Below are 13,374 nucleotides of genomic sequence, written 5' to 3' on the forward strand. Positions count from 1 at the left end.
CCAGCGCCGGGCAGCGGCGAGGCGGTCTCGCCGCTGCCCGCTCCGGTAAATGCCCCTTCATTGCCGACTGGCAGGGCGGCATGTGCTTTGGAATCGCTTCCACAGCCTCCGTTGATTGTCCCGATCGCCGGCCGTGCGCGCTGCCAGGAAGCCGCGCGCGTAGCTTGCACCATCGGAAGCCTTGCGATGATGCCTTTGCAGATGGTCCAGCAGGCGATCTGCCACCGCCATGTCGTTGCCCCACCCGAGATCATCCTGCAATTTCGCCAGTACGATCCGATACGGTTTCAGGCTCTTTTGTTTGAAGAGGTCAGCGAAGAACTCGGCCGCGTAGCGAAGCTTCTTTGCCGCGATCCGGGCGCGGTGACGGTGATGCGTATCGAGCTTGTGAAGGCCTCGCCCACGTCGAACGAGCTTGCGGTGACGCTTGTGCACGATGCGATCGGCAAAGGCGCCGACGCGTCGCTCAAGCAGTTTGCGCGTCTCGTCGGACGCATCGCGCCATGGAGGTGCCGCGACCCACTGATCGAGCGTAAGGGCAACGCGTGCATAGCGAGGCGACTGCACCGCCGCCGTGGCCTTGGCGTGGCGGGCTTGCGCGATCTCCGCCGCCGCGGCAGTGGCTTCCGCTACCTGGTCGCGCTTGTCCTCGCCGGCGTCAACCTGCGGTAGCGTCAAATGCGCCAGCACATACCAGTCGCGGGATTGACCAAGTTCGTCGGCAATCCAGTTGATTTCATCCGCAATGGCTGTTGGTGTTGTGATCACATCGTCGAACATATCGAGCGCGGAGCGCAAGCGACGCAGCCCGACTCGCATCTGGTGCACGCCTTCGGGCGAGTGTCCAGTGGCCACGAGCGGTGCATTGGCGTGTACCTGATCCAGGCAGTTCTGCAATATCTTGCAGAGGGCTTCTTTCACGGTGTCCTTCATTTTCAGCGCGATGGGCTGGGCCTTGACCGCCGGACGGCTGTCGGATACCAGCAGCTCATAGCCGCGGTCGCTCTTGCTCTGCATGCTCAGGCTCATCGGCACTTTGTCGATGAGCCGAAGCCCGACTTCGGTAAGGCACCGGGGATCGCCGGCCTTGAGTTCCAACTCGAGCTCGGAGAAGGAGCGTGTCTGCTGGGCCGCTGTAATCTTCCCGCTGTCCAGTGCGACCTCTATCTCTTCGCCGCTCTCCAGTTTCAGCGTCCACAATCTCCTGCTGACCGTGCTTCGAAAGATCGGAACCAGCCGATCTGACAGCGAACCGTTCTTGAGGACAGCTGAGAGCGGGGAAGACTTCGGTACGGCCGCGCGCAAGGCCTCCAGATCAGGCTTTGCCTCTTTCAGTGAAGACTCGTATTCTTCGCGCTCGAAGAGCCCGCCGCGCTGCTCTCCCGATGACTTGAGGGTCTGGACGATCTGGTCGCCATTCCGGCGGACACGCAAAGCGGCTCCGTTTCGCCGCAAGAGAAAATCCGGGGTGTCGAAGTATTCGCTTTGCAGGGCCTGCTCCCGGTGTGGATGCAGTTCCACATCCGGCAGGGCCGGCAGGTCTCGAATGACGGCGTCGCGGTCTGCCGCCAGTTCGAACTTCAGTTCCTTCTCCATAGTATTGCTCCTTGCCAAGGGTGCACTATCCTGCATGTGGATCGCGGCCCGCTCCTACATCTGAACGCCGGATTTACATATAGCTGCCGCGAGAGCCGGTTCTTCGGGCACGTGCCTTTGCAATGAATTGACTTGTGCAAGACGCGTGCCGTCAGGCGGTAGCAAATCCTCGGCCAAGAAGAGGCAGGTCCAGGCGAGTCGTGCGCTGGAGCCGGGTGGCAAAAAATAGAGTATGTTGCAAAGCCTGGCGGTAGCAGGATCTTGTCATCCGTATTGCGGCGAGCAGGGTACAAGGCAAGGAGAATCGTGATGGCTCAAGAATTCGACGCGATCATCATCGGCACCGGACAAGCCGGCCCCGCGCTGGCGGCGCGGCTGGCAGGTGCGGGCATGGACGTGGCCGTGATCGAGCGCGCGCGCTTTGGCGGCACCTGCGTGAACACCGGCTGCATTCCCACCAAGACCCTGATCGCAAGCGCCTACGCAGCCCAACTGGCGCGGCGGGCGGCCGAGTACGGGGTGAAGATCGGCGGGCCGGTCGCCGTCGACATGAAGCGGGTGAAGGCACGCAAGGACGAAATTTCCGGCCGGTCCAGCAATGGTGTGGAGCAGTGGATGCGTGGCCTGGACAAGGTCACGGTCTATCAAGGCCACGCCCGCTTCGAGGGCACGCACAGTGTGCGCGTCAACGGCGAACTGCTGCAGGCGGAGCGGATATTCGTGAACGTCGGCGGGCGGGCCCTGGTTCCGCCGATGCCAGGGCTGGACCAGGTACCGTACCTGACCAACGCGGGCATGATGGAGGTCGATTTTCTGCCGGAGCACCTGATCATCATTGGCGGCAGCTACATTGGCCTCGAGTTTGGCCAGATGTACCGGCGTTTCGGGGCCAGGGTGACCATCGTCGAAAAAGGCCCGCGCCTGATCCAGCGCGAAGACGAGGATGTGTCGCACGCAGTGCGGGAGATCCTGGAAGCCGAGGGTATCGAGATCCGGCTCGATGCCAACTGCCTGAGCGCGCGCAGGGATGGCGATCATATTGCCGTCGGGCTGGATTGCGCGGCCGGCGCGCCCGACGTCCACGGCTCGCATCTGCTGCTGGCGGTGGGACGCGTGCCCAACACTGACGATCTGGGGCTCGACCAGGCAGGCGTCGAGACCGACGATCGCGGCTATATCAAGGTAGACGAACAGTTGCGCACCAAAGTCCCTGGCATCTGGGCGCTAGGCGATTGCAATGGCCGCGGCGCCTTCACGCATACGTCATACAACGATTACGAGATCGTCGCTGCCAACGTGCTGGACCACGAGCCGCGCTCCGTGGCGGACCGTATCCCAGCCTATGCCATGTTCATCGACCCTCCGCTCGGCCGCGCCGGCATGACGGAGAGGGAAGCGCGGCAATCCGGCCGCCAGGTATTGGTCGGCACCCGCCCGATGAGCCGTGTCGGGCGGGCCGTGGAGAAAGGCGAGAGCCTGGGGTTCATGAAGGTGGTGGTCGACGCGGACACCAGAATGATCATGGGTGCCGCGATCCTGGGCCTGTCGGGCGACGAAGTGATTCACTCACTGCTCGACATCATGTATGCCAAGGCGCCCTATACGACCATCAGCCGCGCGATGCACATCAATCCCACGGTGTCCGAACTGGTACCGACGCTGCTGCAGGAATTGCGGGCGCAGGGCTAGCTCGTTTTAACCGGCCATGGGTGCCGGAAACCACGTAGTCAAGCCCCGACGGACAGCGTGCTTGGCCAATCCCGTCACCTGACGAAACCATCGAATCGTGTCATATAAATCGGGTGGAGGTCGGCGTTCGCCTTCTTGAACTCGTCCGACGGCGTGCCATAGATTACCCACCGAGCGAGCTTGGCCACAGCGAAGAACTCCTTCGACAATGGGATGAAGCTCTCCGTTTGGTGGAAGAGGGCCGCCTTCGAATCCGAGTAGCGTTCGAAGATGTCAACCGTCTTCTGGTCGTCCCCGATGTTGAACTCAAACTGCAGCGCGCCCGGCTCCTTCTCCGTTGCGGCCACAAGCTTTGGTATCAGCGGCGTGAACTTGTCCATCTGATCGACGGTAACCGTGAAAACCCAGTACACCTGTTCGCTCTGCATCCCTGCCTCCATGGTACGGTACCTCAAGGCTCACACGACGCTGACACTCGGAGCAACTGCCAACCGTGGTATTGGACCATAGTCCAATAGGAGTAGCGGCGGCGTGACTGCCACATCCACTGCTGCTGCATTATAGAACCTGACCCGCATCAGGCAGTCCGGTGCATTGATCGCGATGCTGCCTCGCGCTCACAGCCAATCACAGCCAATCCATCGGGCCAGCATCGCCGAACTGGCACCGCCCCCTGAACAGAATTAACCGTGACACCCTCACCGCAAGTCAGGGTGCCTGACGAAAATTCGCCTCCCCAACATTTGCACGCTCTCCTTCACGGATGCCAACCCTGACAGGTGGGTTGGCTACTGTTTCCGCCGGTGTCGTTCGAGACCTTCGCAGTAAGGCGGCCACGACTGTCACTTCCCGTTGCAGGCCGCTGGTCGCTGGGCCGGGCTCTGCTGCGCCACTACCTGTTCATGTCATGCCGGACACGGCATTCGCCAGATTCGCACTCAGAACTTGTGCCGCATCCCCACCACGGCGGCGACCTGACTTTTCGTCGACGAAGGGGCGAGCGTGTAGATCTGAGCGAACTTTGCGTCCCCCGCGGCGCGCTGGTAAATACCGACCAGGAAGAGGTCGGTGCGCTTGCTCAGGAAGTAGTCCGCGCCAAGGTTCACCTGGTGCCACTGCGGCGTGGTGCTCATCGGCTGATACTCACCCCAGGTGAATATATAGGCCGCCCCCACCAGCAGGTTGGGCGTGATGTAGTCAGTCAGGGAAAACTCGGCATTGTTCAGCGTCAGGTGCGTGTTGTCGAGATAGTCGAAGCGGACATTGGTGTACAGCAGTGAAGTCCCCACCTTCCCGAACTGATAGGCCCCGCCGGCGCCGAAAATTCGCTGATGGTTGACCTTTGCACCGTTGGTCGGGCTGGTGACGAAAGGCGAGCTGAATCCGTAATCCCCCACTACCGCTCCGGACTGATTGCTGGCGGCATTGGGTGTGTTCAGCTCTTCGTATGCCATGCCAAGCGACAGATCGCCCGCCTTGTACGATGCGCCGAAGCTGAACGCATTGTTCGACTTGAAGTCGCCAGGTTTCTCGCCAAGGCTGAACATTCCGGAAACCTGGAAGCCGCCGTATGACGGACTCTTGTAGGCGATCGTGTTGTTGACGCGGAAAGTATTGAAGACGTTGTCGCTATCACCGATGTGCGAGCCAAACGCGGCGAACTGTGTCGCTGACTCGTAGGGCCACAAGGTTGCCGCCGGCAGGTCGTACTGGCGGCCCAGTGTGACGGTGCCCAGTTCCTGCGATTGCAGACCTATGAACGCCTGCCGGCCGAACAGACGACCGCCCTGGGAAAGGGTGCCCGTATCAATGGCAAAGCCACCTTCGAGGGTGAAGAAGGCGGTGTTGCCGCCGCCAAGTTCTTCTGTGCCTCGCAGACCCCAACGCGGCGTCTGCATCGGTCCGTTGGCAAGCTGAACCTGGGAATGGCCGTTCTGATTGTTGGCATACAGGATGCCTGTGGAAATCAGCCCGTACAGATTCACGCCGCTCTCGGCCTGCGCCGCCGAGCAGCCCAGCAATAGTGACGTGGCGATGATGGCACTTCGCTTCATGGTTACCTTTTCTTCTGATGAAAAATGGTTGAACGCGCCTTTCCCGTGCGCGATCGGCGCACCGGGGGCAGAAGGGCGGAAGCTGGGCTGGAGTGAGAGTTGTCTGCGGCGATGAATTAGCCCGCAGTCTTTACCGAAGAAGTGGCGCCTGGCCCGTCATCTGCATGACAGGTTGGCAGGTGCTGCCGGTCGTCTTGCAACCGGCACGGATCACGGTCCCGTACCGATGCGTCACATTCGCTTGGGCTACTTGCCGCTGATGGCCTGAATGCATGCCGGCTTCCTCTCCGAATCTCTTTATCGATGAGATTTGCAGGGATTCTCCGTGCGGAAGTCGCTTTGCAGGAAGCATCAATTTTGGCGAGGGCTGAGCGAATTTTTGGCGCAGGCGTGCCCGTGTAGCACTGATTTTTGCACTGGTGCGAGGCATCGAGGGCACCGTCCACGGGCACGCCGCACCATTGTCGAGCGATCTAATTTCGGCATCGCCATTGCTCTAAAAATGATTCTTGTTAGAGCACTGTGCGGCCATCAGAATAGGTCCGTCACAGCAATGCCTCGCGAATCTGGCAGGGCAAATTGATACGCAATTCAAGGAGATGAGATGGCAGTTCCAGAGAATCCACAGCGCCGACGCGTGATCCGGACAGCGCTCATGGCGGGGGGGCTGGCTGCTTCCGGCACATTGCTCTCGGTGCGCGCCCTTGCCGCCGACAAGGCGGCTGTCAGCATGCAGTTGGGCTGGGTACCGGGCGGCAACCAGGTGGGCGAAGTCGTGGCAAAGCGACTCGGCTATTACGAACAGGAAGGCATCGATTTCAGCATCCTGCCGGGCGGCCCGAATATCGATGGTGTCGCCATCGTCGCCTCCGGCCGGGGCGAGGTCGGGCAAATCTCATCGAGCCCCTCGATCATGCTGGCGGTGTCGGAAGGACTGCCCGTCAAGTGCTTCGCGGTTGGCTTACAGCAGCATCCCTACGCCTTCTTCTCGCTCAAGAAGTCGCCCATCCGCACGCCGCAGGACATGATCGGCAAGCGGATCGGTATCCAGGCGACCGGCATGGTGCTGATCAAAGCCCTGCTCGCCAAGCACAAGATTCCCGAGAGCCAGGTCAACATCGTGCCGGTCGGCGCCGACATGATGCCGCTGCTGAGCGGGCGCGTCGATGCCGTCACCGGCTGGCAGACCAACGTCTCCGCGCTCAAGGCGCTGGGCGCGGACCGCGTCGACCTGAGCCTGTGGGATTCCGGAGTGCGGCTCTATGCGCTGCCGTACTACGCAAACACCGACACGCTGCGCAAGCATCCCGAGGTGCTGCAGCGCTTCCTGCGCGCCACCGCGCGTGGCTGGATTCAGGCCCACAAGAATCGTGACCAGGCCACTGACCTGCTGGTCAAGGAATTCCCCACCCTGAACCGCGCCGATGAGCGTGCGGCGATGGACACGTTCATGAACTACGCCTTTCCAAAAGAGGGCAGCACGCGCGGATGGGGCAGCATGGACGCGGCAGTGTGGCAGGAGCAGATCTCGCTCTACGCCCAGCTCGGCCAGTTCCGCGCGCGCGCGCCCAAAATCGAGGACGTCATGACCATGGACGTCCTGCAAGCCACCCAATCCGTCCGAGCCATAGCCTGAATGATGCAAGCCATCCTGTCGGAGACCGTCGGCGCGGCGCGCGCCGTCAACACCCCGCTCGTGCGCGATACAGATGCGGGACTCTCAATCCAGTGCCGTAACATCAACGTCCGCTTTTTTACGGACCGACGCAGCACGACCGCCATCGAGGGCCTGAGCCTCGACGTGGCCAAGGGCGAGTTCCTGACCCTGCTCGGTCCGTCTGGTTGCGGCAAGTCCACCTTCCTGCGTGTTGTCGCGGACCTGGTCAAGCCCAGCCGTGGTCAGATCCGCGTGCTCGACGAAGCGCCGGCCGTGGCACGCGCCAGGCGCGATATCGGATTCGTGTTCCAGGATGCCGCGCTGCTGCCGTGGCGCACGGCGCTGCAGAACGTGGAACTGCCTCTGGAGGTCGCCAATGGCAAGTCCCGCGCGGGCAAGGCTACGCCGCGCGAACTGCTTGAACTGGTTGGCCTCAAGGGACGTGAAGACGCCTATCCACATGAGATGTCGGGTGGCATGCGGCAGCGCGTGGCGATTGCACGCGCGCTTGTCAGCGACCCCAGGATCCTGTTGATGGACGAACCGTTCGGCGCCCTTGACGAGATCACCCGCGACCGGCTGAACGAGGAACTGCGCCGGGTCTGGTGCGAGATGGGGCTGACCGTGCTGTTTGTCACGCACAGCATCTACGAGGCCGCCTTCCTCGGCCAGCGCGTGCTGCTGCTTGCGGCCAATCCGGGCCGGGTCAGGGAAATCGTGCCGGTCACGCTGCCCGAGGACCGCACGCTGGATATCCGAGAGACAACCGAGTTCGTACAACTATCCGCGCATCTGCGGCGCGTGCTGGAGACCTGCTGATGAGTGCCACGGAAATGAAGCTCGACCTGCCCGCCACGGGTGCCGACCCCGAAGCCGACGCCTACCGTGCCGGCCGCCGCCGGCGCATATGGCGTGCACGGGTATTGCCGGCGCTCGGCATTGCCGCGCTGGTGTTCACCTGGTGGGCCGTTGTCACTGGCTTTCACATCAAGCCTTTCATCGCCCCTTCGCCAGGCCTGGTGCTGCAGACCTTGTTCGACAAGCACGACATCCTGCTGCAGAACCTCATTCCGACCGCAACCGAAGCCGTGGGTGGCTTCCTGCTGGGTAACCTGCTGGCCATCGTGCTGGCAACGGTATTCGTCCACAACAAGACCTTGCAGGACATCTTCTACCCGGTCGCCGTGATGATCAACTCGATCCCGGTGGTGGCCAAGGCACCGATCCTGGTCCTGATCATGGGCAACGGTATTGCGCCCAAGATCACCATTGCCGCCATCGTGTGCTTCTTTCCCACCCTGGTGAACATGGTGCGGGGGCTGGAGGCGGTCAACCCGCAGTCACTCGAACTGATGCAGGTGCTTTCCGCCAGCAAGCGCGAGATCTTCTTCAAGCTGCGCCTGTTCAATTCGCTGCCGTACCTGTTCTCGGCGCTGCGCATCGCGGCTTCGATGTCGGTCATCGGCGCTGTGGTGGGTGAGTGGATCGGCGCTACCGAAGGCATTGGCGCCATGATCATCCAGGCCACCTACGCTTTCGACTCCGCGTTGCTGTACGCGGCCATCATCATGAGCGCAGCCCTGTCCGGCACGTTCTTCCTTGTCATCGCGGCGCTTGAGCGCCGGCTCATCAACTGGCAACCGGCGAGCGCCCATTGAGCGCCCAAAGCGCCCACCTGGCACTGCCCGACAACAACTATTCGAAGGATACGCATGAACAAAGTGAATGACTGGATTCGCCGGCCCGCCCACGACGTGCGCGTGGCGGCCCAGGCCAACGTAGTGGTGGTAGGCGGAGGGCCGGCCGGCCTGTCGGCGGCACTGGCGGCGGCGCGCAACGGTGCGCAGACCATCCTGCTGGAGCGCTACAACCATCTGGGCGGCCTGGCGTCCGGCGGCATGGTGCTGGTGCTTGACGATATGTGGGACAGCCACTTGCAGGAAATCTCGGTCCGCGGCAACTGCATGACCATGATCGAGCGCATGGCCGCCAAGGGCCTGGCGCGGTTCCCGCAATCGAATGAGTGGGGCGAGGACCCCGCTGCCTACCGGCGCTGGGGACGCTGGGGCACCTTTGATTTCCACAGCCAGAAGACACCTCACCCGGTCTGCTTTGCCGCGGCCTTTGATCCTGACGCCTACAAGCGCGTGGCACTGGAAATGGTCCAGGAAGCCGGGATTTCGCTGCGCCTGCATTCCTGGTTCTCGCAGACGCTGGTGGAAGACGGCAAGGTCAAGGGCGTGATCTGCGAAACCAAGAGCGGTCGCGAAGCGATCCTGGCCGATGTGGTGATCGACACCACCGGCGACCTGGATGTCGCCGCGTCCGCAGGCGCGCCCCATATTGGCGGAAGCTATATCACCACCACCGTTTTCCGCCTCGGTGGCGTCGACACGGAAGCGGCCGAGCGCTTCGAGCGCGAGGAACCGGAGACCTACGCCGAGCTCGACCGGCAGATCAAGCGCATTCTCGGCGGTTCCTGGGGCCTGTGGTGGTTGAAGACACCGCTGCCTGGCGTGGTGTGGTGCAACTGTCCGCATATGGCGGGCATTGACGGGCTCAAGGCTGAAGACCTGACGCGCGCCGAGATCCAGGGCCGCAAGCATATCCATGCGGTGGTGGAGTTCGTGCGCGACAAGATGCCTGGTTTCGAGCAGTGCTATGTCATCGACGTGGCGCCGCAGACTGGCGTGCGGCAGACCCGCCTGCTCGACGGCGAGTACGTGATGTCCAAGGAAGACGTGGCACACCGCGTGCGCTTTGATGACAGCATTGCGCGCGGTCGCGACTACTACATGCCTTATCGCGCTCTGCTGCCAAAGCAGATCGACAACCTGCTGGTGGCGGGGCGTCATTATTCGGCCACTTCGCAGGCGCAAAAGATCTCGCGCGAGATTCCGCCTTGCATGGCCATGGGCGAAGCCGCCGGAGTGGCTGCCGCGCTGGCGCTTGAGGCCGGTGTTTCAGTGCGTGACGTCGATGTGCGCGCGGTACAGAAGACGCTGCGCGCCCAGGGCGCGGACCCTGGTGACCAGACTGGCCGTAACGCCGATATTCCCGCGCTGGCGGCCTATGTGCAGGTGGAGGCAGCATGACGCAGGCAGAACAACGCACAATGCAGAAAGACCTGCCGCTCAGTGGCATCCGCGTGATCGACTTCACCCAGGTCATGATGGGGCCGGTCTGCACGCAGACGCTGGCCGACTATGGCGCGGATGTCATCAAGATCGAGCGCAAGGGTGCCGGCGATCTCAGCCGCTCCACCTTCGAGCCGGTGGCGGGCGCCGATAACCCGATCTTCTGCAGCCTGAACCGCAACAAGCGCAGCGTCGCGCTGGACCTGCGGGATCCGGACGCGATGGCCACGGTGAAGACGCTGATCGCCGGTGCCGACGTCGTCGTCAACAATTTCCGCGCCGGCGTGATGGAGCGCATGGGACTGTCCTATGAGGCCTGCCGCGAGTTGAATCCGCGCATCATCTATGCGGTCGGCACTGGCTTTGGCGAAAGCGGTCCCTATGCGCACAAGGGCGGCCAGGACGTGCTGGCGCAGGCCATCACGGGCGTGATGGCGCGCCGTGCCGACGAGTCGCTGCCGGTCTCGGTCTACCCGACCGCGCTGGCCGATTATTCCGCGGGCATGCACATGGTGCAGGGCGTGCTGCTGGCGCTGCTGGAGCGGTCCCGCACGGGGCAGGGGCAAAAGATCAGCGTATCGCTGTACAACTCGATGCTCGCCATGCAGATGCAGGAGGCGGCCATGATCATGATGCAGGACTCGGAGGTCAACTGGGCGGCCATGCCCCTGTCCGGCGCCTTCCACACCATGACCGGCCCGCTGGTCATGGTCGGTGCCTTCAAGCAGAACCCGCTGCGCGACATCTGTGCAGCGCTGGAGCTCGAAGACCTCTCCGTCGACCCGCGTTATAGCGACCTCAACCAGCAGTTCGCCAACAAGGCCTCGCTGCAGGCAACCCTGCGCGAGCGCTTTGCCAGCAATACGCGCGAGCACTGGCTGGCCCGCCTGGAGGCACAGGACATCCTGTGCGCTCCGGTGCGCGACTTGCGCGAGGCGCTGGTCGATCCCCAGACCCGGCACAACGAGATGCTGCTGGAAGGGCAGGGCGAAGGCCAGCACGTCAGGTTCGTCAATAGCCCGATCAGCATGTCGAGCGCACGCGTGACGCTGCGCCGGGCGCCTCCGCGGCTCGGCCAGCACAATGTGGAAGTGCTGGCGGAACTCGCCGGCCACGCCGGCACGCCGGTGGCGAGCGCAACGGAGCAATCATGAGCGTCAGTCTGCAGATCGAGAACTATGTCGCTACCGTGACGCTGTCGCGGCCCGAAGTCCTGAACGCTGTCGACCTGGCCACCGAGGCCGAACTGCAGCGCATCTGGACCGACCTTGAACGTCGCGACGATGTGCGCGTGGTGGTGCTGACCGGCGCCGGGGAGCGCGCGTTCTGCGTGGGCGCGGACATGAAGAATCCCGCCACCACGGGCCTCGAATACTGGGGGGCTTCGCGCCCCGGTGGCTTTGGCGGCATTGCGCTGCGGGAGTCGCTGAACCTTCCGGTCATTGCGCGCGTCAACGGCTTTGCGCTGGGCGGCGGCTTCGAGATGGTGCTGGGCTGCGATATCGTGGTGGCTTGCGAGGAAGCCAGCTTCGGCCTGCCTGAAGCCCTGGTGGGACGCATGCCGCTGGACGGTGGCATGACCCTGCTGCAGCGCCAGATTCCCTATCGCCAGGCCATGGCGATGCTGCTCACCGGCAAGCGCGTGTCGGCGCGGGAAGCCGAGGCAATGGGGCTGATCAACGAAGTCGTGCCGCGCGCACAGCTGGACACCGCAGTGCAGGACTGGATTGACGCCTTGCTGGCGTGCGCACCGCTGTCCCAGCAGGCCATCAAGCAGGTAGTGCGCCGCACTGCCACGCTTTCGCCATCCGATGCACAGGCGCTGCGGCTGCCTGCGCTGGTCAGCGCATTGCAGTCCGAGGACGCACACGAGGGCGTGCTGGCCTTCCAGCAAAAGCGCAAGCCCCAGTGGCAAGGTCGATGATGGCTTACGTGATTGCTTCCGGCTGCATCGACATCAAGGACCGCGCCTGCGTCAAATGTTGCCCGGTCGACTGCATCTACGAGGGCGGGCGCACCCTGTATATCCATCCGGACGAGTGCATCAGTTGCGGCATCTGCGTTTCCGTATGCCCGACCGAAGCCATTCACGCGGATAATGAACTGCCGGAGGCGGAGGCGGCTTTCGCCGCCGTCAACCGGGAGTTCTTCGGTCCGACCGTCAGCGGCATCGGTTCGCCTGGCGGCGCCGACTATGTCGGCCCGGTGGCGTGCGATCACCCCGTGGTGTCGGCGTATCCCACTGCATTGCCGGTCTAGCAACAGGTCCCGGCGGAGCCATTGTCATGCATGCCAGCATCCTCAAGTATTTTGTCGAGGTTGCCCGCTGCGGCTCGATCCGCAAGGCGGCCCAGAATCTCTATGTGGCTTCCAGTGCCGTCAACCGGCAGATCCTGAAGCTGGAAGCCGAGATGGGCACTGACCTGTTCGACCGGCTGCCGAATGGCATTCGGCTGAACGCCGCGGGCGAGCGCATGCTGCAACATATCCGCGCGACGCTCAACGACTATCATCTGATGCGCAGCGAGCTCGATGAACTGAAGGACGAGCGCAAGGGCCATGTGACTGTAGTCGCCATGGATTCATTGTTCGTGGACTTCCTGCCTGCCGCGGTCGAGGAATTCTCGGAGTTGTATCCCGCGGTAACCTATTCGATCGCGGCGGTCACGCCTTCCGAGGTCGCACCCAAGGTCCTTGGCGGGGATTACGACGTTGGCGTGACCTTCATGTCGAAGCTGCCTGCCGGCCTGGAGGTCGCCGGGCAGGTGGCGCTGCCGCCAGGCGTGGTGATGGCCTTTTCGCACCCGCTGGCCAAAAAGGAACGGCTCAGCTTTGCCGACTGCCGTGATCACGCCTTCCTGCGTCTGGAGGGACCTTCTCCGCTGCAGGGGGTGGTGTCTCCCCGCTTTGCCGAATTCTGGGACCTGGTGACGCCCAGCGTCATCTGCAATTCAACGATCCTGCTCAAACGCCTGGTTGCCTCCGGGCGCGGCATCTCCTTTTTCTCCAAGCTGGCCTTTGCCGATGAAATTGCGCGCGGCGAGGTGGTCTGGCGGCCATTCGACGAACCGAACGTCAACGCGCTGACCGTCGGCATCATTACGCCATGCCAGCGAGTGCTGTCCAGCGTCACGACGGAGTTCGTAAGGGGTCTGGTCCACCGGCTCAAGCAAGTCGAGCTGTCCCTGACAACCTGACCCATCGACCCGCTTCCTGGACATCATCAAGATCCAAATAAAGG

The 13,374-nt window shown here is 62.9% G+C and carries 12 protein-coding genes; 9 read left to right on the forward strand and 3 right to left on the reverse strand.

From position 1 onward, the window contains the following. Window positions 1–57: 57 nt before the first annotated feature. Entirely contained in the window at window positions 58–1,596 is a 1,539-nt protein-coding gene (locus KHO22_RS26650) for a CYTH and CHAD domain-containing protein (protein ID WP_211950172.1), read from the reverse strand. A 309-nt stretch (window positions 1,597–1,905) separates the two neighbouring features. Here KHO22_RS26650 and KHO22_RS26655 point away from each other — a divergent pair, with 309 nt between their 5' ends. Beyond that, complete coding sequence (locus KHO22_RS26655) at window positions 1,906–3,285, forward strand: FAD-containing oxidoreductase (RefSeq protein WP_211950173.1); 1,380 nt, start codon at window positions 1,906–1,908, stop codon at window positions 3,283–3,285. Window positions 3,286–3,359: 74 nt separating this feature from the next. Here the strand turns inward: KHO22_RS26655 and KHO22_RS26660 are convergent, their stop codons facing one another. Both KHO22_RS26660 and KHO22_RS26665 read right to left on the reverse strand, forming a co-directional pair. Continuing rightward, the gene (locus tag KHO22_RS26660; protein WP_211950174.1) at window positions 3,360–3,713 is read right to left on the reverse strand and encodes a putative quinol monooxygenase; all 354 of its coding nucleotides are present in this window, start codon (window positions 3,711–3,713) and stop codon (window positions 3,360–3,362) included. Window positions 3,714–4,223: 510 nt separating this feature from the next. Further along, entirely contained in the window at window positions 4,224–5,339 is a 1,116-nt protein-coding gene (locus tag KHO22_RS26665) for a porin (RefSeq protein ID WP_211950175.1), read from the reverse strand. A gap of 604 nt (window positions 5,340–5,943) precedes the next feature. Here KHO22_RS26665 and KHO22_RS26670 point away from each other — a divergent pair. Genes KHO22_RS26670 through KHO22_RS26705 form a run of 8 tightly spaced genes read left to right on the forward strand, consistent with a single transcriptional unit; the run spans window position 5,944 to window position 13,330 of the window. After that, a complete protein-coding gene (locus KHO22_RS26670) occupies window positions 5,944–6,975 on the forward strand; it encodes an ABC transporter substrate-binding protein (RefSeq protein ID WP_211950176.1) in 1,032 nt (343 codons plus the stop codon). 3 nt (window positions 6,976–6,978) lie between these two features. Then, the gene (locus KHO22_RS26675) at window positions 6,979–7,815 is read left to right on the forward strand and encodes an ABC transporter ATP-binding protein (protein WP_211950216.1); all 837 of its coding nucleotides are present in this window, start codon (window positions 6,979–6,981) and stop codon (window positions 7,813–7,815) included. Continuing rightward, window positions 7,815–8,654: an ABC transporter permease gene (locus tag KHO22_RS26680; RefSeq protein WP_211950177.1), complete on the forward strand. Its 840-nt coding sequence runs from the start codon at window positions 7,815–7,817 to the stop codon at window positions 8,652–8,654. The genes KHO22_RS26675 and KHO22_RS26680 overlap by 1 nt, the downstream gene beginning before the upstream one ends. Before the next feature lie 54 nt (window positions 8,655–8,708). Next, on the forward strand, window positions 8,709–10,091 hold the full coding sequence (locus KHO22_RS26685; protein WP_211950178.1) for an FAD-dependent oxidoreductase: 1,383 nt from the start codon (window positions 8,709–8,711) through the stop codon (window positions 10,089–10,091). Beyond that, on the forward strand, window positions 10,088–11,287 hold the full coding sequence (locus KHO22_RS26690; protein ID WP_230427037.1) for a CaiB/BaiF CoA transferase family protein: 1,200 nt from the start codon (window positions 10,088–10,090) through the stop codon (window positions 11,285–11,287). The genes KHO22_RS26685 and KHO22_RS26690 overlap by 4 nt, the downstream gene beginning before the upstream one ends. Next, complete coding sequence (locus KHO22_RS26695; protein ID WP_211950179.1) at window positions 11,284–12,057, forward strand: enoyl-CoA hydratase-related protein; 774 nt, start codon at window positions 11,284–11,286, stop codon at window positions 12,055–12,057. The genes KHO22_RS26690 and KHO22_RS26695 overlap by 4 nt, the downstream gene beginning before the upstream one ends. Continuing rightward, window positions 12,054–12,392: a ferredoxin gene (gene fdxA / locus KHO22_RS26700; RefSeq protein ID WP_460483874.1), complete on the forward strand. Its 339-nt coding sequence runs from the start codon at window positions 12,054–12,056 to the stop codon at window positions 12,390–12,392. The genes KHO22_RS26695 and fdxA overlap by 4 nt, the downstream gene beginning before the upstream one ends. 26 nt (window positions 12,393–12,418) lie before the next feature. Next, the gene (locus KHO22_RS26705; RefSeq protein WP_211950180.1) at window positions 12,419–13,330 is read left to right on the forward strand and encodes a LysR family transcriptional regulator; all 912 of its coding nucleotides are present in this window, start codon (window positions 12,419–12,421) and stop codon (window positions 13,328–13,330) included. The last annotated feature ends 44 nt before the right edge of the window (window positions 13,331–13,374 follow it).

This window comes from Cupriavidus yeoncheonensis (assembly GCF_905397275.1).
Lineage (GTDB): Bacteria > Pseudomonadota > Gammaproteobacteria > Burkholderiales > Burkholderiaceae > Cupriavidus > Cupriavidus yeoncheonensis.